General features: G+C 69.1%; 22 protein-coding genes. 12 read left to right on the top strand and 10 right to left on the bottom strand.

What is annotated here, in order from left to right; all coding sequences use genetic code 11:
• Positions 1-36: 36 nt before the first annotated feature.
• From ACFULV_RS26090 to hisH, 6 genes are all read left to right on the top strand, one after another.
• Complete coding sequence (locus ACFULV_RS26090; protein WP_378661065.1) at positions 37-1,779, top strand: penicillin-binding transpeptidase domain-containing protein; 1,743 nt, start codon at positions 37-39, stop codon at positions 1,777-1,779.
• A 187-nt stretch (positions 1,780-1,966) separates the two neighbouring features.
• A complete protein-coding gene (locus ACFULV_RS26095) occupies positions 1,967-3,466 on the top strand; it encodes a protein kinase (RefSeq protein ID WP_378661187.1) in 1,500 nt (499 codons plus the stop codon).
• Positions 3,467-3,596: 130 nt separating this feature from the next.
• The gene (gene hisD / locus ACFULV_RS26100; protein WP_378661068.1) at positions 3,597-4,934 is read left to right on the top strand and encodes a histidinol dehydrogenase; all 1,338 of its coding nucleotides are present in this window, start codon (positions 3,597-3,599) and stop codon (positions 4,932-4,934) included.
• Positions 4,931-6,058 carry a histidinol-phosphate transaminase gene (locus tag ACFULV_RS26105; protein ID WP_378661071.1) on the top strand — a complete coding sequence of 376 codons (1,128 nt, stop codon included), beginning with the start codon at positions 4,931-4,933 and terminating at the stop codon, positions 6,056-6,058. The genes hisD and ACFULV_RS26105 overlap by 4 nt, the downstream gene beginning before the upstream one ends.
• A 23-nt stretch (positions 6,059-6,081) precedes the next feature.
• Positions 6,082-6,696, top strand: a complete 615-nt coding sequence (gene hisB, locus ACFULV_RS26110; RefSeq protein WP_056824871.1) for an imidazoleglycerol-phosphate dehydratase HisB — start codon at positions 6,082-6,084, stop codon at positions 6,694-6,696.
• Entirely contained in the window at positions 6,693-7,322 is a 630-nt protein-coding gene (gene hisH, locus ACFULV_RS26115) for an imidazole glycerol phosphate synthase subunit HisH (RefSeq protein ID WP_378661072.1), read from the top strand. Before hisB ends, hisH begins: the two co-directional genes overlap by 4 nt.
• 87 nt (positions 7,323-7,409) lie before the next feature.
• On the opposite strand, the gene ACFULV_RS26120 is transcribed toward hisH, so the two are convergent.
• Both ACFULV_RS26120 and ACFULV_RS26125 read right to left on the bottom strand, forming a co-directional pair.
• Positions 7,410-8,024 (bottom strand): nucleotidyltransferase family protein, encoded by a 615-nt coding sequence (locus ACFULV_RS26120; protein ID WP_378661075.1) that lies wholly within the window; start codon positions 8,022-8,024, stop codon positions 7,410-7,412.
• Positions 8,025-8,085: 61 nt separating this feature from the next.
• Positions 8,086-9,327: a DUF2786 domain-containing protein gene (locus ACFULV_RS26125; RefSeq protein ID WP_378661078.1), complete on the bottom strand. Its 1,242-nt coding sequence runs from the start codon at positions 9,325-9,327 to the stop codon at positions 8,086-8,088.
• A gap of 232 nt (positions 9,328-9,559) precedes the next feature.
• On the opposite strand from ACFULV_RS26125, the gene ACFULV_RS26130 reads away from it, so the two are divergent.
• The gene (locus ACFULV_RS26130) at positions 9,560-10,162 is read left to right on the top strand and encodes a maleylpyruvate isomerase family mycothiol-dependent enzyme (protein ID WP_378661081.1); all 603 of its coding nucleotides are present in this window, start codon (positions 9,560-9,562) and stop codon (positions 10,160-10,162) included.
• A 3-nt stretch (positions 10,163-10,165) separates the two neighbouring features.
• On the opposite strand, the gene ACFULV_RS26135 is transcribed toward ACFULV_RS26130, so the two are convergent.
• Together ACFULV_RS26135 and ACFULV_RS26140 are read right to left on the bottom strand one after the other, a co-directional pair.
• Positions 10,166-10,627 carry a hypothetical protein gene (locus ACFULV_RS26135; RefSeq protein WP_378661083.1) on the bottom strand — a complete coding sequence of 154 codons (462 nt, stop codon included), beginning with the start codon at positions 10,625-10,627 and terminating at the stop codon, positions 10,166-10,168.
• A gap of 140 nt (positions 10,628-10,767) precedes the next feature.
• Entirely contained in the window at positions 10,768-11,673 is a 906-nt protein-coding gene (locus tag ACFULV_RS26140; protein WP_378661086.1) for an RNA polymerase sigma-70 factor, read from the bottom strand.
• 166 nt (positions 11,674-11,839) lie between these two features.
• Between ACFULV_RS26140 and ACFULV_RS26145 the strand changes: the two genes are divergently transcribed.
• The 5 genes from ACFULV_RS26145 (at position 11,840) to ACFULV_RS26165 (ending at position 15,994) form a co-directional block, all read left to right on the top strand.
• The gene (locus ACFULV_RS26145; RefSeq protein WP_378661089.1) at positions 11,840-12,325 is read left to right on the top strand and encodes a carboxymuconolactone decarboxylase family protein; all 486 of its coding nucleotides are present in this window, start codon (positions 11,840-11,842) and stop codon (positions 12,323-12,325) included.
• A 143-nt stretch (positions 12,326-12,468) separates the two neighbouring features.
• Positions 12,469-13,200, top strand: coding sequence for a bifunctional 1-(5-phosphoribosyl)-5-((5-phosphoribosylamino)methylideneamino)imidazole-4-carboxamide isomerase/phosphoribosylanthranilate isomerase PriA (priA, locus tag ACFULV_RS26150; protein WP_378637223.1), 732 nt, complete (start codon positions 12,469-12,471; stop codon positions 13,198-13,200).
• A gap of 8 nt (positions 13,201-13,208) precedes the next feature.
• Positions 13,209-14,030: an inositol monophosphatase family protein gene (locus ACFULV_RS26155; RefSeq protein ID WP_378637220.1), complete on the top strand. Its 822-nt coding sequence runs from the start codon at positions 13,209-13,211 to the stop codon at positions 14,028-14,030.
• Between the two features lie 5 nt (positions 14,031-14,035).
• Positions 14,036-14,851 (top strand): imidazole glycerol phosphate synthase subunit HisF, encoded by an 816-nt coding sequence (gene hisF / locus ACFULV_RS26160; protein WP_378637218.1) that lies wholly within the window; start codon positions 14,036-14,038, stop codon positions 14,849-14,851.
• Positions 14,852-15,022: 171 nt separating this feature from the next.
• On the top strand, positions 15,023-15,994 hold the full coding sequence (locus ACFULV_RS26165; RefSeq protein ID WP_378661092.1) for a TIGR03564 family F420-dependent LLM class oxidoreductase: 972 nt from the start codon (positions 15,023-15,025) through the stop codon (positions 15,992-15,994).
• Here the strand turns inward: ACFULV_RS26165 and ACFULV_RS26170 are convergent.
• From ACFULV_RS26170 to ACFULV_RS26195, 6 genes are all read right to left on the bottom strand, one after another.
• The gene (locus tag ACFULV_RS26170; protein ID WP_378661095.1) at positions 15,969-17,126 is read right to left on the bottom strand and encodes an acyl-CoA dehydrogenase family protein; all 1,158 of its coding nucleotides are present in this window, start codon (positions 17,124-17,126) and stop codon (positions 15,969-15,971) included. The genes ACFULV_RS26165 and ACFULV_RS26170 overlap by 26 nt on opposite strands.
• 83 nt (positions 17,127-17,209) lie before the next feature.
• A complete protein-coding gene (locus ACFULV_RS26175) occupies positions 17,210-17,956 on the bottom strand; it encodes a hypothetical protein (protein ID WP_378661097.1) in 747 nt (248 codons plus the stop codon).
• An 80-nt stretch (positions 17,957-18,036) separates the two neighbouring features.
• Positions 18,037-19,293, bottom strand: coding sequence for an ABC transporter substrate-binding protein (locus ACFULV_RS26180; protein ID WP_378661100.1), 1,257 nt, complete (start codon positions 19,291-19,293; stop codon positions 18,037-18,039).
• Positions 19,283-20,323, bottom strand: coding sequence for a branched-chain amino acid ABC transporter permease (locus tag ACFULV_RS26185; RefSeq protein ID WP_378661102.1), 1,041 nt, complete (start codon positions 20,321-20,323; stop codon positions 19,283-19,285). Before ACFULV_RS26185 ends, ACFULV_RS26180 begins: the two co-directional genes overlap by 11 nt.
• On the bottom strand, positions 20,320-21,198 hold the full coding sequence (locus ACFULV_RS26190; protein WP_378637206.1) for a branched-chain amino acid ABC transporter permease: 879 nt from the start codon (positions 21,196-21,198) through the stop codon (positions 20,320-20,322). The genes ACFULV_RS26185 and ACFULV_RS26190 overlap by 4 nt, the downstream gene beginning before the upstream one ends.
• Positions 21,195-21,920, bottom strand: coding sequence for an ABC transporter ATP-binding protein (locus ACFULV_RS26195; RefSeq protein ID WP_378661105.1), 726 nt, complete (start codon positions 21,918-21,920; stop codon positions 21,195-21,197). The genes ACFULV_RS26190 and ACFULV_RS26195 overlap by 4 nt, the downstream gene beginning before the upstream one ends.
• Between the last annotated feature and the right edge of the window lie 23 nt (positions 21,921-21,943).

The raw sequence follows: 21,943 nt of genomic DNA on the forward strand, positions 1-21,943 counted from the left end.
CCCACCGGCACCACGGATCGAGCTAGTCTCGGACTCGTGCGCACACCACGGAAGGCATCGGTCCTGCTCGTCGCGCTCGCTGCGCTGCCCCTCGCGTGCTCCTCCGGACCCGACCAACCCCAGACCGTCGCCGAGTCCTTCGCCGCCGCTCTGACCAGCGGAGACGCGTCCGCCGCCGCCGCGCTCACGGACGCGCCGGAGCAGGCCCGGCCGGTCCTGACCGCGCTGTTCGACAACCTCGGCAAGAACGACACGGTCCGGGTGTCGTCCACCGACGGCAAGTCCTTCACGCTGGAATCCACCTGGAAATTCGGCCCTGACGGCCGCAACGCGTGGACCTACTCGAGCGCCGGGACCACCACCGGCGACGACGAGTGGAAGATCGCCTGGCAGCCGACCACCGTCGCGCCCGGCCTCGACCTCGGCCCGCTCAGCTACAGCCCGGTCGCGGCGAAACCGGCGCGGGTACTCGACGCCTCCGGCGGTGACCTGATGACCCAGCAGGTGGTGACGCTGGTCAACGTCGCGCCCGACGCCGACCTGCCCGCCGTCGCCGCGCTGCTCGCGCCGCAGGGCGTCACCGAGACCACCCTGCGGACCGATCTCGCTGCGGCACAGGGCAAACCGATCACCGCCGTGGCGCTGCGTGATGCCGACATCGCACCGGTGCAGCAGGCGCTGACGGGCGTGCGCGGGGTGACGCTCGCGCCACAGAACCGGTTGCTCACCGTCGACAAGACTCTCGCCGGGCCCACCATCGGGGGATTGGGCGAGATCTGGCAGGAACAGGCCGACACTGCCGCGGGCTGGGCGATTCGCGCGCAGACCGCCGAAGGCACTCAGCGCATCGCCGGACCCGACGCGAAGCCCACCGCCGACATCGCCAGCACCCTCGACATCGATCTACAGCACGCCGCCGAGGACGCACTCACCCCGATCGCCACTCCGGCCGCCATCGTCGCGCTGCGCCCCTCGACCGGGGAGGTGCTGGCCGTCGCCCAGAACGCGCCCGCCGACGCTCAGGGCCCGATCGCGCTCACCGGGCTCTACCCGCCGGGGTCCACGTTCAAGACCGTCACGGTCTCGGCGGCACTGCAAGCGGGCGGGGTCACGCCCGACACCGTGCTGCCGTGTCCCGGCCGCGCCACCATCGAGGGCCGCACGATTCCCAACGACAACGGCTTCGACCTGGGTATGGTGCCTCTGCACACCGCGTTCGCACGCTCGTGCAACACCACGATGGCCGAGCTGGGAGTGAAATTGCCTGCCGACGGACTCACCGCGGCGGCCCAGCAGCTGGGTCTCGGGGTGGACTATGTGACACCCGGCTTGACGACTGTCACAGGGAAAGTTCCACCCGCCGAAAGTCCGGCGCAACGGGTCGAATCGAGCATCGGACAGGGCACGGTGACGGCTTCGCCGTTCGGAATGGCGCTCGTGGCGGCCTCCCTCGCGCACGGTTCCGCGCCGGCTCCGAGCATCATCCGCGGCCGTCCCGGCACTCCCGACCGGCCTTCGGCGCCGGTGCCCGCGACGGTGACGTCGCAGCTAGAGACCATGATGGGGGAGACGGTGAGCGCGGGTACAGCCACCGCCCTGCGTGACATCCCCGGCCTGCTCGGCAAGACCGGTACCGCCGAGTACCTCGACGACACCCACGCCCACGGCTGGTTCGTCGGCATCGACGGTGACCGGGCGTTCGCGGTGTTCGTCGCGGACGCCGGAAGCTCCGGACCGGCGGTCGAGGCAGCGGGACGGATGCTACGTGTGACACCATGAGTCGTCTTTCCCCCCGCAGGCGAGCAATCCCCCCGCTGCCGCACGCGGTCATCACCCAGCCAGCTACACTCGGCGGCGGACCATACCCATGGTCAATACGCGGGATGTCACAATTTCGAGAAGGTTCGGAGTAGGCGCCATCGATACCGGTCAGAAGATCGCGGAGCATTACCGCCTGGTCGAGCGTATTGGTAGCGGCGGCACAGGCGTTGTATGGCGTGCTGTCGACGAACGCCTCCAACGCTCCGTGGCAGTGAAGCAGATCCACATCAAACCCAGCTTGCCCGAGGGCGAGCGGGATGTGTTGCGCCAGCGCGCGATTCGGGAAGCCCGCAACGCGGCACGCTTCCAGCACCCCAATGCCATCGTGGTATTCGACATCACCGAGCACAACGGTGATCCGTGCCTGGTGATGGAGTACCTCAAGTCGGTCAGCCTCGCGGGTGAGCTGGGCCAGAAGGGCCCGCTGCCGCTGCTCGAGGTCGCCCGCATCGGGGAGAAGGTCGCCTCCTCCCTGATCGCCGCCCACCAGGCGGGCTTGGTGCACCGCGACGTGAAACCGGGCAATATCCTGCTCGGCGACCACGGTGAGGTGAAGATCACCGACTTCGGCATCTCCCGCGCGGCAGGCGACGTGACGCTCACCGAGACCGGGCTGATCTGCGGTACCGCCGCCTATCTGGCCCCCGAGGTCGCGCGCGGCTCCGATCCGACCCCCGCCGCCGACGTATTCGCCCTCGGCGCAACGCTTTTCCACGCGCTGGAAGGCGAACCGCCCTACGGCGCCAACGCCAACCCGCTGGCGGTGCTCTACGCCGCCGCCAACGGACAGGTGCGCGAGCCCCACAACGCGGGCCCGGCCACCGACTTCCTGCTCGATCTGCTCAGCCCGGACCCCCTCGACCGTCCGACGATGACCGAGGCCCGCGACGCGCTGGCCGCGTTCGCCGAGGACGAGAACGCGGTGCCCGCCGGATTCGTCCCCGCCAGTGAGGCTTTCAACCGTCGCAACTCCGCGGCGACCACCCAGGTGATCCGGCAGTCCGGTCGCCGGGCCTCCCATGCGGGCGCGTCCACCGCCACGACCCGTCAGATCCGCTCGAACCCGCGTCCGCAGGTCCGTCAGGACACCGCCGCGCACCCGCGCACCCAGGCTCAGCCGATGCCGGCCCCGCGCAAGCAGGCGGGCAAGGGCCGTGCGGTGCTGATCGGGTCCGCGGTGGGTGCGGTGGTCGCGGCGGTCGCCGTGGCGTTCAGCGCGTTCAACAGCTCCGACTCGGATTCGCCGCAGGTGCAGGCCGGTCCGCAGACCTCGGCGCAGTCGTCGGCGGCACCGAAGCCCAGCGCGGCGGTTCCGCCGCTCGGGCAGGCCAGCAATGTCGGCACCGTCGATATCGGATCGGCGGGTCTGCTGGTCGAGAACTTCTTCAGTGACCCGGCCGGTTCGTGGTCGCTGCTCACCCCGGCCGCGCAGCAGGTCTACGGCAGCGAGTCCGCGTTCCGCGAGTACTGGAACGCCCGCACCGTCGACACCTTCGCCAGCATCACCGCGGTCAGCGGCAACAACGCCGACGGGTCCACGAATATGCGCCTGGCCAGCATCACCATCAACGGCTCGACCAAGGCCATGGTCATGCGCGTGGTGAGCTCGGGTGGCAGTCTGCGCATCGACGGAGATACCCGCTAGCTGGTGTCCGCGACGGATCCGCCGGTCGGGTCCGTCGCTTCGGCGGGATGTGGGTGGAAAAGCGATGGCGGGCGACCATTAGGCTGGTACCTGACCTGAGCCCCACCACAGAACAGGACCGTACCCCGATATGACTTCCCGCATCGAGCTCGCCCGCGTCGATCTGCGCGGTCGTACTCCTTCCGCTGCCGAGCTGCGCACCGCGCTGCCGCGCGGAGGGGTCGACGTGGACTCGGTGCTGCATCATGTGCGGCCGGTCGTCGAGGACATTCGGGACCGGGGCGCCGAGGCGGCGCTGGACTACAGCGAGAAGTTCGACGGAGTGCGGCCCGCCGTGGTGCGGGTACCGGTCGGCGAGCTGACCAAGGCGCTCGCCGAGCTGGACCCGGCGGTGCGCGCCGCACTCGAGGTGGCGATCGAGCGGACCAGGAAGGTGCACGCCGATCAGCGGCGCACCGACACGGTGACCGAGGTCGTGCCCGGTGGCACCGTCACCGAGAAGTGGCTGCCGGTGGAGCGGGTCGGGCTGTACGTGCCCGGCGGCAACGCCGTGTACCCGTCGTCGGTCGTGATGAACGTGGTGCCCGCGCAGGCCGCCGGCGTCGAGTCGCTGGTGGTGGCCTCGCCGCCGCAGGCGCAGTTCGGTGGGCTGCCGCACCCGACGATCATGGCGGCCGCCGCGCTGCTCGGTGTCGACGAGGTGTGGGCGGTCGGCGGTGCGCAAGCGGTGGCGTTGCTGTCCTACGGCGGTGTCGATACCGACGGTGGAGCCCTCGAGCCGGTCGACCTGATCACCGGGCCGGGCAATATCTACGTCACCGCGGCCAAGCGGCTGTGCCGTGGGCTGGTCGGCATCGATGCCGAGGCGGGCCCCACCGAGATCGCCGTGCTGGCCGACGCCACGGCCGATCCGGTGCACGTGGCCGCCGACCTGATCAGCCAGGCCGAGCACGATGTGCTCGCCGCCAGTGTGCTGGTCACCGATTCTCCCGCGCTGGCCGACGCGGTCGACGCCGCCGTGAACGCTCAGCTCGCCGTGGTCAAGCACCACGATCGCGTGCGGGAAGCGTTGAGCGGCAAGCAGTCCGGGATCGTGCTCGTCGACGACATCGCGCAGGGTCTGCGTGTGGTCGACGCCTACGCCGCCGAGCACCTCGAGATCCAGACCGTCGACGCCGCCGCTGTCGCCGCGCGGGTGCGCAGTGCCGGTGCGATCTTCGTCGGCCCGTGGGCGCCCGTCAGCCTCGGCGACTACTGCGCGGGTTCGAACCACGTGCTGCCGACCGCGGGGTGCGCGCGGCACTCCTCGGGACTGAGCGTGCAGACGTTTTTGCGTGGCGTCCACATCGTGGAGTACACCGAGGCGGCGTTGAAGGATGTCGCCGGACACGTTGTCGCCCTGGCCAACGCGGAGGATCTGCCCGCGCACGGGCAGGCCGTGCAGGCGCGTTTCGAGGCGCTGTCGTGAGTACTCCCACCGTGCCCGGCGCCTCGGCGACCCTGGACCAGCTACCGCTGCGCGACAACCTGCGGGGCAAATCGCCTTATGGCGCGCCGCAATTGACGGTGCCGGTGCAGCTCAACACCAACGAGAACCCGCACCCGCCCAGCAAGGCGCTGATCGACGATGTCGCCGAGTCGGTGCGCGCCGCCGCCGCCGATCTGCACCGGTACCCGGATCGCGACGCTGTGGCGCTGCGCCACGACCTGGCCGAGTATCTGACCCGCCAGACCGGGATCGCCGTCGACACCGCGAATGTGTGGGCGGCCAACGGCTCCAACGAGATCCTGCAGCAGCTGTTGCAGGCGTTCGGCGGACCGGGCCGCAGCGCACTGGGTTTCGTGCCCTCGTACTCGATGCACCCGATCATCTCGGAGGGCATCGACACCGAGTGGGTCGAGGCCAAGCGCAGCGGTGACTTCTCGCTCGACATCGACTACGCGGTGGCCCAGATCGCCGAACGCCGACCCGACGTGGTGTTCGTGACGAGCCCGAACAACCCGACCGGCCACAGCATCCCGATCGCCGAGCTCGAGCGGATTCTCGAGGTCGCGCCCGGCATCGTCGTGGTGGACGAGGCGTACGGGGAGTTCTCCGCGGCACCCAGCGCGATCACGTTGATCGACCGGTTCCCGACCAAGCTCGTGGTCACCCGCACCATGAGCAAGGCGTTCGCGTTCGCGGGTGGGCGCCTGGGCTACCTGGCCGCCTCGCCTGCGGTGATCGACGCGATTTTGCTGGTGCGCTTGCCGTATCACCTGTCGGTGGTCACCCAGGCCGCCGCGCGCGCGGCATTGCGTCACGCTGACGAAACCCTGGGCAGCGTCGCGGAACTGGCGGCCCAGCGTGATCGGGTCGCCGCCGCACTGGCCGCGCTCGGATTCGACGTGATCCCCAGCGACGCCAACTTCGTGCTGTTCGGCCGGTTCACCGACGCGGGCGCCGCGTGGCAGCACTATCTCGACGCGGGTGTGCTGATCCGCGATGTCGGCATCCCCGGGTACCTGCGCGCCACCATCGGCCTCGCCGCCGAGAACGACGAATTCCTGCGCGTGAGCCGCGATATCGCGGGCACCGACCTTACTCACTGAATCCACCTGTGGAGGAACACATCATGAGCAGAACAGCGCGGGTGGAACGCGTCACCAAAGAGTCCTCGATTCTGGTGGAGCTGAACCTCGACGGCACCGGGCAGACCGAGATCTCCACCGGGGTGCCGTTCTACGACCACATGCTGACCGCGCTCGGCGCGCACGCCGGGTTCGACCTGGTGGTACGGGCCGAGGGTGACATCGAGATCGAAGCGCACCACACGGTCGAGGACACCGCGATCGTGCTGGGACAGGCGCTCGGGCAGGCGCTGGGAGACAAGAAGGGGATCCGCCGCTTCGGTGACGCGTTCATCCCGATGGACGAGACCCTCGCGCACGCCGCCGTCGACGTGTCCGGCCGGCCGTACTGCGTGTTCACCGGTGAGCCCGAACACCTCGTGCACACCATCATTCCGAGCGCGGGCCCCGGCGCTTCGTACTCGACGGTGCTCAACAAGCACGTCTTCGAGTCGATCGCGCAGAACGCCCGCATCGCGCTGCACGTGCGGGTGCTCTACGGCCGCGACCAGCACCACATCACCGAGGCCGAATTCAAGGCTGTCGCGCGGGCTCTGCGCGCCGCCGTGGAAATCGACCCCCGGGTCAGTGGTGTGCCCTCCACCAAGGGAGTGCTGTGAAATCCGTTGTGCTGCTGGACTACGGCTCCGGCAATCTGCACTCCGCCGAACGCGCGCTGGTACGCGCCGGTGCGCAGGTGGAGGTCACGGCCGACCCCACCGCCGCCTTGGCCGCGGACGGCCTCGTCGTCCCCGGCGTCGGCGCGTACGCGGCCTGCATGGCTGGGCTGTTGTCGGTGCGCGGTGATCGCATGATCGGCCAGCGCCTCGCCGGCGGACGTCCCGTGCTCGGCATCTGCGTCGGCATGCAGATCATGTTCGACCGCGGCGTCGAGTTCGGTGTCGAGACCGAAGGCTGCGGCGAATGGCCCGGCACCGTCGCGGGACTGGACGCTCCTGTCCTTCCCCACATGGGCTGGAACACGGTCAAGGCACCCGCCGACAGCACCCTGTTCGCCGGCATGGACGCCGACACCCGCTTCTACTTCGTCCACTCCTACGCGGCCCAACAGTGGGAACTCCCCGGCAACGAGCACATCGCCCCCCCGAAGCTCACCTGGGCCGAACACGGCGTCCCCTTCCTGGCCGCCGTCGAGAACGGACCGCTCTCGGCCACCCAGTTCCACCCGGAGAAGTCCGGCGACGCGGGTGCGCAACTGCTGCGCAACTGGATCGGCTCGCTGTAAGCCGGTCACGGACTCTGCACAGGATCGGTCGCGATTCTGGTGGGGCGGCGACAATCGACCCGCCCAGGGTCGCGTGGCGTCAGCTGGTCACGTCGGGGTCGCCGCTGTGGGCCAGGGCAGCACCGTCAACTCGGGCCACTGACGGCGCCAGCGGTCGGCCTTCGCCTCGTAGACGTGGCGCGGCGCCAGGACCGGATTGGGACGCACGACGAGGTTGAAGACATCGGACAGCCCGTGCGGCGCGTAGACGCGCCAACGATCGCCGGGTTGCTCGACGCGAACCCCCAAGCAACACGTGGTCGCGGCGAAGGAGTCGATCGCGTCCTCGGTCGACCTGTGAGCAGGACACGGCGTGCCGAACTTCTCCTCGTACCAGAGGTGGACCCGCGCCTCGTTGCGGATCTCCACGTCGGCGGGGATGTCGGCGAATACTTGTTTCGCCGACTGGATGACCACGTCCTCCGCCTCCCAGGACAGGTCGGTGGCGTCGAAATAGAACAGGTCGTAGTCCTTGATGCCCTCGCCGGGGGCGCGGCCGGTGACTGCGTTCCAGACGGTCTGGAACAGACAACCCGCCGTCAGATACCAGCCGGGCAGTTCCAGGGACGCCGACCGGGACAGCACCTCCGTCAGTACCTCGTTGCGCGAGAGCGCGTCTCGGAAGGCGCCGAGTTGTTCGTCGAGAGGCAGTTTGCTGATCACCGCCTGTGCCTACCACTACGCCGGGATACCGGGGCGACCGTTCTCGCGAACGGCGATCGGGTCAGGGGTTGCCGAAGTGGGCTCGGTCGGCGGCTTCGGTGCCCGCGGTCCAGCCTTCGGCGCTGCGGATGGTGATGCCTCGGGTGCGGGCGGTGGGGAAGTAGGTGGCGAAGGCCTTGTCCACTCGTTGTCGGTGGGTGGCGAGGGCGGGGAGCAGGTGGGTGGGGTCGGGGGAGTCGGCGATGGTTGCTTCGGCGGCGTCGGCGAGGCGTTCGCCGACTCGCGTGGCATAGGCGGTGAGGTAGGCCTTGCGGTAGTGGCGGGAGCGGGATTCCTCGGTGGTGGCGTTGTCGATCATGGTGCGGGTGGCTTGGACGAGCAGGGAGGTGGACAGAATCTCCACGGCGTCGAGGTCGGGGTCGTCGCCGACGATCGTGACGAATCCCCAGTCGGCGGCGAAGATCGCGCGGCAGCGGTTGGCTCGGGTGACCATGTCGATGAGCAGGGCTTTGGCGTCGGTGTAGGGGGTTTCCAGCCAGATGCGGCGGGCGGCGGGGAGGTCGGGGTCGGTGCGCTGGGTGTCGAGCAGGGCGCGGTCGATCGCGTACTTGGTCATGAGTTCTTGTGCCTTGGCGGACAGCGTTTCCGCTTCCTCGGCGAAGGACGTCGATTCGGCCTTGGCGAGCAGGCCGCGCACTCGGCCGAGGGTCTTCTCGTCCACATGGTGATGGGTGGCGCTCTGCCTGCGGGTGCCGGGGAGCGCGACGATCTGTTCGAGTTTCGGGAGTTGGACGAGCAGGGCGAGGGCGGTCAGGGCTGCGGTGAGAGCCTCTTCACGGGTGAGGAGTGCCCGGTCGGCCCATTGATCGAGGTGGGGGTGCTCGGATGTCCACCACACCGTGGCGCCCAGCTCGTCCAGTTGCGCCTGCCAGATCTCGTCGACGGACTCGGCGGAGAAATCGGACCGGTGCTCGGCCATCAGATCGGTCAGGTAACTCACTGCGAACTCGTCCACCCGTCTGCGCGCGGCCTCGTGAACATCGCGAGGCAACCAGCCGAACTCGAAGGCGCGAAGAATGATTCGCTGAGCGGCGAGCTGAACTCCGGCGCCCGATTCGGCGCCCGCGACCTGTTCGGCGAATCGCCCGATGGCGTTCTTGTCGCCCTGGGCGGCGAGGAAGGCCACGGTCGCGATCGCGTCGGCCACCTGCGACCGGTCGCCCGACCACGCGGCATCGATCGGAAGTCCGGGAGCGGCTGCCGGTTTACGGCCAGTCCGGCGCCGACGATTCTGCTTGGCCAAGGGTTGCGCCGATCCTGTTCGTGGAGGTAGTACCCGCAACGGGGGGTAGGTAGTGTTCGCGGCGTCCATTGTCGCGCATCGGTCCTGTGCGGCCGCGGGGTCGTCGGCCTGCGTCGAATTGTCGAGGCAGGTCAGCGACTCCTGGTTGATCGTGCGGTCGTAATCGCTACTTGCCCAACGGAACTGCGGGAAGAGGGTTTCGGAAGTCGGTCGGTGAGCCTAGGCTGGCGGGATGAGTTATCGGGGGATGGTGCTCGACGAACGAGCGGAACTGGTCGAACTGCTGCGGGGGCTGAGCGAGCACGAATGGGAGACGCCGTCGCTGTGCGCGGGGTGGCGGGTTCGTGACGTCGTCGGGCACCTGTTGCAGGACACCCTCAGCCCGCTGGGCTACGCGGCGGTCGTGGTGAAGAGCCGGGGCTCGGTCAACCGCACCAACAGCGCGCTCGCGCAGGCGTTCTCGGGGCTGACGACCGCGCAGCTGGTGGACAAGCTCGACACCGAGTCGGGTCGCCTGTCGAAGTACTCACCGCGGCTGATGCTCTCCGACCTCGTCGTCCACCACCAGGACATCCGCCGTCCCCTCGGCCGCCCGCGGACGATTCCCGCCGACCGTCTCATCGCGGTCCTGAACTACCCCGACCCCTTCGCCTTCCCGGCCAGGTACGCCAAGGGTCTGCGTTTCGTCGCCACCGACGTCGACTGGTCCTCCGGCGACGGCCCGGAAGTGCGCGGCCCCGGCGAGGCCATCGCCCTGGCCGTCGTCGGCCGCACGGCCGCGCTCGACGACCTCACCGGCGGCGGACTCCCCGAACTCCGCCGCCGCCTCGGCTGACTACTACAGAAGCGGGGAATCGAGTTCGCGCACGAGCCAACGACCCCACACATTGGTCAGTTCGACGTTGATGACCATGTTCAGGCGCTGGGGTTCGGGAGCGCTCGCGTTGGAACGGATCTGTGTCATCGTCACCAGAACCTCCGCGTTGAGGAAATCGCCGTTCACCACGCCGCAGGTGATGTTCTCGGCGGTGGAGCGCACCTCCGCTTGACGCATGGCCGCTGCCAGTGCGTCCCTCGACTCACTGAACTCGGCGTGGAATGCGCCCGTGCTGCGGTCGAGGACACGCTGGAAGTAGCCGTCGAGGTCGTGTGCGTGGTCGTAGGTCGATACCTCACGGCCGAAATCGCAGCCGGCCAGCCGCGCCGCATCCGGGGGGCCTGCTGCCGCGTTCGGCGCCACGATCACCGCCGCCATGGCGATCGAACCCAGCAAACTACCCAGTACACCTGTACGGAACACAATTTTCCTTTGATCGGTCGAACCGACGCGAATCCGCGCGCCGGGACGAACTGTATCCAGAAACACCGACAAGAGCTGTAATCGTCGACCGCTCAACAGGATTCGATGTAGCAACGGCGTCGTGGCGAGGGTTGACCAGGTCACCGTCGCAGCGTGGTCGCGGTATCGGTCCGCGACAGTTTGTCGGGGTTGCGCACGGAGTAGAGGCCGGTGACGAGGCCGTCGTCGACGCGCACCGCGAAGACTGTGTCGATGACGCCGTCGAGGCGCAGGATCAGGGCCGGGTGGCCGTTGAGCTGTGCCGATTCGACAGTCATCGCCGCGCCGATCCTGGGCACACTGGCGGTGAGCAAGGCGGCGACCAGGTCGGCCCCCACGATGGGCGACAGTGCGGCCTGCTTGATTCCGCCGCCGTCGCCGAGGAACACGACATCCGGTGCGAGCAGGTCGAGCAGGTCCTGGAGATCGCCGGTTTCGATCGCCCGCTGGAACGCCGCCAGCGCATCGCGGGATTCGCTCGCCGACACGATGCCGCGCGGTCGGCGGGCTGCGACGTGGGCGCGCGCCCGGTATGCCAGCTGGCGGACGGCGGCCGGACTCTTGTCGACGGCCTCGGCGATCTCGTCGTAGTCCAGATCGAAAACCTCGCGCAGCACGAACACCGCCCGTTCGATCGGCGTCAGCGTCTCCAGGACGAGCAGCATCGCCATCGAGACGCTCTCGGCCAACTCGACATCGTCGGCCACGTCGGGCGTGGTCAGCAGCGGTTCGGGCAGCCAGGGGCCGACATAGGACTCCCGGCGCCGGCCCAGCGTGCGCAACCGATCGAGGGACCGGCGGGTCGTGATCCTGACCAGATACGCGCGCTGGTCGCGCACCGCGTCGAGATCGACGCCCACCCACCGCAGCCACGTCTCCTGGAGGACGTCCTCGGCGTCGGCAGCCGAGCCGAGCATCTCGTAGGCGACCGTGAACAGCAGATTGCGATGGGCGACGAACACCTCCGTCGCCGGGTCCTTCGCTGTGCCCTCGGGCTGTGGCGCCATGGGTAGCTCCTTTTCCACTCGGATGTGACGCACACCAGACGCCGGCCGAGGCCGTCGCGTAACACCGATCCGCAGTGGCGTGGATCACGTCGGCGAGCTGTTACGGAGGTCCGATCGCCGCCGTCTCATGGTCGTTCGATTCAGCACCAGCAGTGAGGAACACGTCATGGAACCCCGATTCAACCTTTTCGGCACCGAGGTCGGCGCCGAGTTCGGCAAGCGGTTCGGCAACGCCAGCCTGGCACTGATCCGGTCGACCCTGCCGAAAGCCACCCAGGACCTGGTGATGCTGCGCGTCAGCCAGATCAACGGCTGCGGCTACTGCACCGACGCGCACAGCAAGGATCTCGCCCACTCCGGGCAGTCCGCGACGCGGATCAATCTCGTTGCCGCGTGGCGTGAGTCGGCCGTGTTCACCGACGCGGAACGGGCGGCGCTGGCGCTGGCAGAGGAAGGGACCCGCGTCGCCGACGCCGCGCGGGGCGTGTCCGACGAGACCTGGGCCCAGGTGCGCGAGCACTACGACGACGAGCAGCTCGCCGCCCTGATCGCGGTGGTGGCCCAGATCAACGCCGCCAACCGGCTCGGTGTCATCCTGCGCCGGCAGGGCGGTGCCTACGAGCCCGGCGCGTTCGACACCGCGGCAGGCTGAGCGAATCGTGGTCGGCCCGGGTCGTCGGATCCGGGCCGACCCGCTCGACGCGCCGAGCGTCTGTGCGCGGGGTTCGCGTGACACGGGCCTCACCGTCGCGGACCGTTGCGGGAACGGCGACACAGACCTACTAGTCTGAATGCGTGAGTCTTGTGCTGTTGCCCGCTGTCGATGTCGCCAATGGTGAGGCCGTGCGCCTTGTGCAAGGGGAGGCCGGTAGCGAAACGAGCTATGGGTCGCCTCGGGACGCGGCGTTGGCGTGGCAGCAAGCGGGGGCCGAGTGGGTGCATCTGGTCGATCTCGACGCGGCCTTCGGCAAGGGGAGCAATCGCGAACTGATCGCTCAGGTCGTCGGCGAACTCGACGTGAAGGTCGAGCTGTCCGGTGGTATCCGCGACGACGATTCGCTGAAGGCGGCACTGGCGACCGGGTGCGCGCGGGTGAACATCGGCACCGCGGCGATCGAGAATCCGCAGTGGTGCGCGCGAGTGCTCGGCGAGTACGGCGACCGGATCGCGGTGGGGCTCGACGTCAAGCAGATCGACGGACAGTGGCGGTTGCGCGGTCGTGGCTGGGTGACCGACGGCGGCGACCTGTGGGAGGTGCTCGAACGCCTCGAGCGTGACGGTTGCGCGCGGTATGTGGTCACCGACGTCTCCAAGGACGGCACGCTGACCGGCCCCAACCTCGAGCTGCTGAGCGAGGTCGCCAACGCCGCCGAGGCACCGGTGGTCGCCTCCGGCGGCATCTCGGTGCTCGACGACCTCGTCGCCATCGCCGGCCTGGCCGACGACGGTGTGGAGGGCGCGATCATCGGCAAGGCGTTGTACGCGGGCCGCTTCACGCTGCCCGAAGCTCTGGCCGCGGTGCGCTGACACCGCCGATGACCGCCGCGCCGAGCACCGCCGAACTGACCGACCTGCTGACCGTCGCCACCCAGATCCTGGACGGCGTGGTCCCGCGTTTCGTCGAAGGACTCGGCGCGCCGAGCGCGGTGACCAAGGGCCGCAACGACTTCGCCACCGAACTCGATCTCGAGCTGGAACGCACCATCTCCGCCGAACTCCAGCAGCGAACCGGCATCGCGGTCCACGGCGAGGAATTCGGCGGACCGGCGCTCACCTCGGGCACGGCCTGGGTACTCGATCCGATCGACGGCACCTTCAACTACTCCTCGGGCCACCCGATGTCGGGCACCCTGCTGGCACTGGTGCACGAGGGCGAGCCGGTGATCGGCCTGACCTGGCTGCCCATGCTCGGTCGCCGCTACGCCGCGGTGACCGGTGGACCCTTGTATCTCGACGGTGTGGCCCTGCCACCGCTGGAACCGGGCAAGCTCGCCAACTCCATGATCGGATTCGGCGCCTTCAACCTCGACTCGGCGGGTCGTATCCCCGGCCAGTTCCGGTTCGACCTGCTCGGTGCGCTGAGCAGGTTGTCCTCGCGGGTGCGGATGCACGGCGCCACCGGCATCGACCTGGCGTTCACCGCCTCGGGGGTGCTCGGAGGCGCGGTCGTGTTCGGGCACCATCCGTGGGACAACGCGGCCGGGGTCGCGCTGGTGCGCGCCGCGGGTGGCGTGGTCACCGACCTGGCGGGCGCGCCGTGGACGATCACCTCCGGTTCGGTGCTGGCCGCCGCGCCGGGCGTGCACGAGGAACTGCTGGAAATGATTTGCACCGTCAGCGAAGAAGAACGAGGGTGAACCCCATGACACCGCGCACCGACGAACGACCCGGCACCACCGCGCCGAGCACCTTGGCGGTCCGCGTGATCCCGTGCCTGGACGTCGACGCGGGTCGCGTGGTCAAGGGCGTCAACTTCCAGAATCTGCGCGACGCGGGCGATCCGGTGGAACTGGCCGCGACCTACGACGCCCAGGGCGCCGACGAACTGACCTTCCTCGACGTCACCGCCTCCACCGGCGACCGCGGCACCATGCTCGACGTGGTGACCCGCACCGCCGAGCAGATCTTCATCCCGCTCACCGTCGGCGGTGGCGTACGCACGGTCGAGGATGTCGACCGGCTGCTGCGCGCCGGCGCCGACAAGGTGTCGGTGAACACCGCCGCCATCGCACGCCCCGAGGTGCTGTTCGAGATGTCGCAACGCTTCGGCGCCCAGTGCATCGTGCTCTCGGTCGACGCGCGCACCGTGCCCGACGGTCAGCCCGACACCCCGTCCGGCTGGGAGGTCACCACCCACGGCGGCAAGCGTGGCACCGGCATCGACGCCGTCGAATGGGCTATCCGCGGCGCCGAACTCGGTGTCGGCGAGATCCTGCTGAACTCGATGGACGCCGACGGCACCAAAGCCGGTTTCGACCTGCCGATGATCGCGGCGGTGCGCGCCGCGGTGCGCGTTCCGGTGATCGCCAGCGGCGGCGCGGGCGCGGTCGAACACTTCCCGCCCGCTGTCCACGCCGGCGCCGACGCGGTCCTCGCCGCGAGCGTCTTCCACTTCGGCGACCTCACCATCGGCCAGGTGAAGAACGCGATGCGCGCGGACGGCATCACCGTCCGCTGACATCAGTCAGGTGTCGAGCCGAATTCACCTGGCGCCGAACCGATTCGGTGTCACAGCACGATGATCCGGCGGAACGCATCGACCGAGTGCCGACGGTGAGCTGGTCGCCGGCATTGGAATCAGCGTGCGTGGATCGCGATGATTTCCGTTGTCGCCGACGTTGGTGCGGGGATGAGCATCGGAATCGCGTTGTCCCCGTTCGTTCTCGACAACTCCGCCAATGCCGTGGACACGGCCGTCGATCTGGGCGCAGTCGCCGCCGAGGTGGGGCTGAGTTCGGTGTGGTTGGGGCAGACCTTCAGCAGTGACGCGATCGTGTTGGCGGCGTTGATCGGCCGGGCGGTGCCCGGAATCGAAGTGGGGACCTCGGTCGTTCCGGTGCCGGGCAGGCATCCGCTGCTGGTGGCCGGTCAGGCGCAGACCGCGCAGGCGGCGACCGGTGGACGGTTCGTGCTCGGGTTGGGGCTCGGCGCCCGGTCGCTGTCCGAACGCGCCTTCGGTGGGCCGTTCGACCGGCCCGGCCTCCGGCTGCGTGAATTCCTCACGGCGCTGCGGTCGATTCTCGACACCGGTGCGGTGGACTTCCGCGGTGAGACGGTGACCGCCGCCAGTCCGATGCCCGCGGCGGTGGCGGGTGCCGACCCGACGGTGCCGGTGCTGGTCGCGGCCATGGGGCCGCAGGCGCTGCGAGCCACCGGCGAACTGGCCGACGGCACGTTGCCCTTCCTGGTCGGTCCCGAGGCGCTGGCCGAACACATCGTCGCGCCGCTGACCGCCGCCGCGACGGCCGCGGGCAGGCCGTATCCCCGCATCGTGGCGATGGTGCCCGGCGTCGTGACCGCCGACGTCGCCGCGGCGCGGAGCATCGCCGAGGCGAAAACCGCCTTCTACGACACGATTCCGTCGTATCAGCGCGTGGTCGCGCTGTCGGGCGCGCAGCGGGCCGCCGAACTCGTGGTGATCGGTGACGAGGAGGCGGTCGCCGCCCGCGTGGCCGACTACTTCGCCGCGGGCGCCACCGATGTGGTGTTCTCCCAGACCGACCTCACCACGCCCGAGGACCAGCAGCGCACCTGGCGGCTGCTCGGTGAGCTCGATCGCGCCCGCCGATCCGGCGTCACAACCCCATCTCGGCGGCGATGATGGTGCGCAGCACTTCGCTGGTGCCACCCACGATCCGATCGATGCGGTGGTCGGCGTAGAGGCGGGCGATGGGGGAGTCCGCGAGATAGCCGACCCCGCCGTGCAATTGGAGGCAGCGGTCGATCACCCGCCCGGCAGACTCGGTGCAGAACAGCTTCGCCGAGGCCGCGTCCGCGGGGGTCAGGTCGCCGCGATCGTGGGCGGCGAGCGCGCGATCGACCACCGCCTCGATGGCGTCGACCTCGGCGCGGCAGGCGGCCAGCTCGAACGTGGTGTTCTGGAAGCTCGTCACCGAGTGGGTGAACGCGGTGCGCTCGGCGGTGAAGCGGTGCGCGAAACGCACCGCGGCCCTGGCCTGCGCGTGGGCGCCGACGGCGATGGTGAGCCGTTCCCGTGGCAGCTGTGCGGCGAGATGGTCGTCGCCACGGTGCGCGGCACCGAGCCGATCGATCACCGGCACCCGCACATCGGTGAAGGTGAGCTGAACTATGTCGCAGACTTTTCGGCCGAGGGTGTCGAGGGCGCGCCCGACGCGGTAGCCGGGGGCGGCGCTGTCGACGACCAGTAGCGATAGGCCGTAGGTGGGGTCGTCCGCGCTCGGTGGCGCGGTACGCGCGCACACGATGACGCGGTCGGCGTGCGCGCCCCCGATGACGTAGGTCTTCGAACCGTTGAGCAGGTATTCGCTGCCGTCCAGCGACAGGGGTGCGGTGGTACGCATGTCCGACGGCTCCGAGCCGGTGCCCGGTTCGGCGACCGCGAGCGCGAACATCGTTTCGCCGGTGACGAATCCGGGCAGCCAGCGCTGCCGCTGTTCGGCGGTCGCCAGGTCGTTGATCAGGGGCAGACAGCGCGACACATGAGCGCTGGAGCCGCCGAAAGACACCGCGGCGCGCGCGATCTCCTCGGTGAGCACCGCCCGGTACCGGAACGAGTCCAGGCCGGATCCGCCGTGTTCGACGGGCACCTCCATGCCGAGGATCCCGAGTTCGCCCAGCCGGTAATAGAATTCGCGCGGCACCAGTCCGTCGTCGTACCACTTGCCGAAACTCGGCACGACCTCGGCATCGATGAACGCGCGCATCGTCGCGCGGAAGGCGCGGTGCTCGGCATCGAAAACTGTTCTGCGCATGGGAATCCTTACCGGCCGGAAACGGCCACGAGCCGGCCCGCCCGACGCGGTGATCGGGTGGGCCGGCGAGACGGCGGTGCGTACTACTTCGGCGGTGTGGGGACCGCGGGGTCCTTGCAGTAGGCGCCGAGCTCGGCCGGGCACGGCGCGAGAATGGTCGAGAAGTACTGGTAGGCCGAGAACAGCGCCAGCGGACCGCCGACGGTGACCAGACCGATCATCGTGCCGACCGCACCGAGCGTGGCCGCGCCGAGCACGCAACCGGCCACGGTGGCGCCGACCCACGGCACCAGCAGCACGATCACCGGGCTGGCGATGGTCGCGCCCGCGGCACCGCCGACCAGGCAACCGATGCCGCCGCCGACCACCGCGCCGACGATGGCCGCCACGGCGCCACCGACGCCGAGGCGCTGGCTGAGGACGCCGAGCGCGGCCTGATCACGCGGGGTGAAGGACTCGGCGATCTGCTGCGCGGCCACGTCCTGGGTGATCAGGTTCGTCGCCGGGGCCACCGCAGTGCCGCCCTCCTTGGACGGGGTCAGCGTCGCGGTGCCGCCGTCGATGGTGGCGGCGATCGGGAACACCTTGTCGTCCATGCGGTAGGTCAGCGGCAGTGCGGCGACCGGGGTGTCGGCGCCGGTGGTGAGCACCAGCTGGCCGTCGACGACCTGCAGTTTGCCGTCGGTGGACAGCACCGCGGAGTCACCCTGCCTGCTCACCTCGTAGCGCACCTCGGTCTGTGGTGCGGGATCGGCGTTGCCGGTCCCGGTACCGACACACAGGGCGAGCGCGGTCATGGCCGCCGTGGCCAGAGTGGTTGACATCTTCATCTGTGATCCTCATCGATCGGGGGTACTTCGGACGAGCCGCGCACGCTGGGATGCACTGCGCAACGAGGGAGGGGCAGCGACTACTTGCCGGTGGTGTCGATCAGACCGCCGTCGGTCAGCGACCAGTGCTCGCCGACGAAGGTCTGGATACCGACGGCCTCGAGCGGATAACCGTCGCCCGCACCGGTTTTCATCGCGATGCCCGGCAGCATCAGGTCGGCGGAGACGTTGTCCAGCGAGCGCATCGCGTCGCGCAGGCCCTCTCGGGTCGGGCACTTCGACGCTTCCATGGTCTTGCGGAAGCTCTCGGCCATCGTCCATCCGGCCATCGCGTGCTGGTTCTCGGGATCGGCGCCGGGGGCGTACTGAGCCAGCTTGGATCGGTAGGTCTGCATGCCCGCGTCCGTGGCCCAGCGCGGGTCGGCGGCGTCCTTGAGGAACGCCGCGGTCACCGTGCCCTGCACGTTGGGCAGCCCCACCGGGCGCAGGGTGGCCATGGTGTTGGAGACCACGGCGAGCACGTGCAACGGATTCCAGTCGGCGTTGCGCACGTCGGCGGCCAGCGCCTGCGAGGCGAACTTCGGGGTCGAGAAGTTCAGCAGCACATCGGCTCTGGAATTGGCCAGGTTGCGTACCTGGGCATCGACGGTGGGGTCGGTGACCTCGAAGCTCTGCTCGGCGATCACCTTCACCCCGCTGCCCGCGACACCCTCGGTGAACGCTGCCAGCAAGTCCTTGCCGAAGTCGTCGTTCTGGTAGAGCACCGCCACGGTCGCGTTCGGCCGCTGCGCTTTCACGTACTGCGCGTAGGCCAGCCCCTCGGTGCGGTAACTGGGTTGCCAGCCGATGGTCCAGGGGTGCTCGGTGCCGGAACCGAACTTGTTCGCCCCGGTGGCCACGAAGATCTGGGGCACCTTGCGCTGGTTGAGATAGTCCGCCACCGCCGAAGAGGTCGCGGTGCCCAGGGTTTGGAAGACCGCGAACACCTGATCCTGTTCGACGAGTCGACGGGTCTCCTCGACGGTCTTGGGCGGCTGGTAGCCGTCGTCGCGCACGATGTACTCGACCTTGCGTCCGTCGATGCCGTCCTGCTCGGCGTTGATGTAGTCGAAATAGGCCCTGATGCCCTTGGGCACCTCGCTGTAGGCCGAGGCCGGGCCCGACAGCGGGTACGCCCCGCCGAGCTTGATGGTGCTGTCGGTGATGCCGGTGGTCTGCTGACCCTTGCAGTCGCCGAGCCCGACGGTGCCGGTCTCCTCGCCACGACCGCCACACGCGGTGAGCGTGGCGAGGAGCGCGGCTGTCAGGCCGAGGGTGCGGATTGGCTTAGTGCGCATGGGTGTTCCCTTTCCGGACACGATGTCCGAGCCATTGCGTCCACTGGGTGGCCAGGCCGGCCAAACCCTTCGGCGCGAGGTACATGACCGCGATGATCAGCAGTCCGAAGATGACGCCGGGTGCGGCCTGATTGACGTCCTGGGCGAAACTGGGCACGAACATCACGAACAGTCCGCCCAGCAGCGGGCCCCAGGTGGTGCCGAGCCCACCCACGACGAGCCCGGCCAGCAGCGTGATCGACAGCGTCAGCGCGAAGGAGTCGGGCGAGACGAAGGCGATCACCCAGGTGTAGACGCAGCCCGCCACGCCGGCCAGCAGCGCGCTCCAGGCGAAGGCGAGGGTCTTGTAGTGCGCCAGATTCACCCCGAGAACCTCGGCGGCGATCTCGTTGTCGCGCACCGCGTGCAGCGCGCGGCCCACGCGCGAGCGCAGCATTCCGGCCACCAGCACGAAGCCGATCACGGTGGTGGCCAGCGCCAGGAAGTACAGCCACTGGTCCTCCGCGAGGCCGGTCCAGGCGGGCGGCACCGGCTTGTCGACGATGAGTCCCATGGAGCCGCCGGTCACCCCGTCGAACCGCTTGAGCAGCGGCACCAGGAAGATCGCGATGGCCAGGGTGACCAGTGCCAGATACAGCCCACGCAGTCGCAGCGCCGGGACGCCGAGGGCGAAACCGAGGACGAAGGTGACGGCCGCGGCGATCGGGATGGTCGCGAAATAGGGTGTGTCCCACTGCTTCATCGCGATCGCGGCGGTGTAGGCGCCGACCGCGAAGAACGCGCCGTGGCCGAGTGAGATCTGGCCGGTGTGGCCGACCAGCAGATTCAGCCCCAGCAGGGTGACCGCGTAGATCATCGCCATCGCCAGCTGGAAAGTGTGGAAGGGCACCAGCTGGAAGGGTGCGACGCAGGCCAGCAGGAGTACCGCGGCTGTCGCGACGAGTGACCAGCGCAGCGTAGTCAGCCGACGCAGTGCCGGTTTCGTGACGGGGGCAACCGAAGTCGTTGCCGCAATGTTCACTTCGCTCATACTCGTTCCACCGCCGCGTGTCCGAACAGACCTTGCGGGCGCAGCAACAGCACGCCCAGGATGATCACCAGCGGCACACCGATCTTGAGTTCGGTGCCGATCGCGTCGACGTAAGCGCCGGTGAGGGTTTCGGCGACGCCGACGATCAGACCGCCGGCCACCGCGCCGCCGGGGGAGTCGAACCCACCCAGCGTGGCCGCCGCGAAGGCGTAGATGAGGACCCCGCCCATCATGTTGGGTTCGAGGAACAGCAGCGGCGCCGACAACACCCCCGAGACCGACCCGACCAGCGCGGCCAGTCCCCAGCCGAGGGCGAGCACGGTACCGACCCGGATCCCGACGAGTCTGGCCGACTGCGGATTACACGCCACCGCCCGCATCGCGAGCCCGATCCTGGTGTAGCGGAACAGCAGATACAGCAGCGCCATCACCACGGCCACCACAGCGAGAATGCCGAGGCTGCCGTAGCCGACGCTGATCCCGCCACCGCGCAACGCGCCGTCGGGGAAGGGATTCGGGAACGACTTCACCTGGTACGACCAGATCCAGCCCGCGGCGGCGTTGACGGTGAAGAACAAGCCGACGGTGACGATCACCAGGGTGATCTCGGGCGCGCCCTCGACCGGCCGGATCACCACCCGTTCGATCACCATGCCCGCGGCGAACGAGATCGCCAGGGTGAGGATCAGCGCCGCCCAGAACGGCATGGTCTGGCTCAACTGCCAGGCCAGGAACGCCGAGAACATGGCCAGCTCACCCTGGGCGAAGTTGACGATCCCGGTGAACCGGTAGATCAGCACCAGCGCCAGCGCCAGGCCCGCGTAGATCGCGCCCGCCGAGAGTCCCTCGACGAGTTGCTGGACGAACTCGGTCACGGCGCCACCTTGTATCCCAGGTAGGAGCGGATGACCTGCTCGTCGGCCCTGATCCGGGCCGCGGTGCCCGACAACACGACTCGCCCGGTCTCGAGCACATGCGCCTGATGCGCGACGCCGAGGGCTAGGTGGGCGTTCTGTTCGACGACTATCACGGTGGTGCGTTCCTCTTCGTTGATGGTGTGCACGATCCCGAACAGTTCCTGGGTCACCAGCGGTGAGAGACCGAGCGAGGGTTCGTCCAGCAGCAACAGCCGGGGACGCAGCATCAGCGCTCGGCCGATGGCCAGCATCTGCTGCTGTCCGCCGGACAGGCCGCCCGCCGCGTCGCGTCGCTTGTCGCGCAGGATCGGGAAGTAGTCGTAGACCCGGCGCAGGTCGGCGTCGACGCCGGTGCGGTCGCGTCGGGGGTAGGCGCCCAGGCGCAGGTTCTCCTCGACGGTGAGCGGGGCGAAGGTGCCGCGGCCCTCGGGAACATGGGCGACGCCGCGGCGCGCCATGGACTCCGGCGCGCGACCGGACACCTCGTCGCCGTCGAGCAGCAGGCTGCCGCGAACCTTGACCATGCCGCAGAGGGCGCGCAGCAGGGTGGTCTTGCCCGCGCCGTTGGGGCCGAGGATCGCGCACACGGTGCCCTGCTCGACCGAGAAACTCACGCCGTGCAGGACTTTCGCCGCGCCGTATCCGGCGTGCAGGTCGGTGACCGTCAAGAATTCGCTCATGCTGTTCTCCTCGGGCATGCTCG

It is taken from the genome of Nocardia sp. NPDC057272 (genome assembly GCF_042668615.1).
Taxonomy (GTDB): Bacteria; Actinomycetota; Actinomycetes; order Mycobacteriales; family Mycobacteriaceae; genus Nocardia.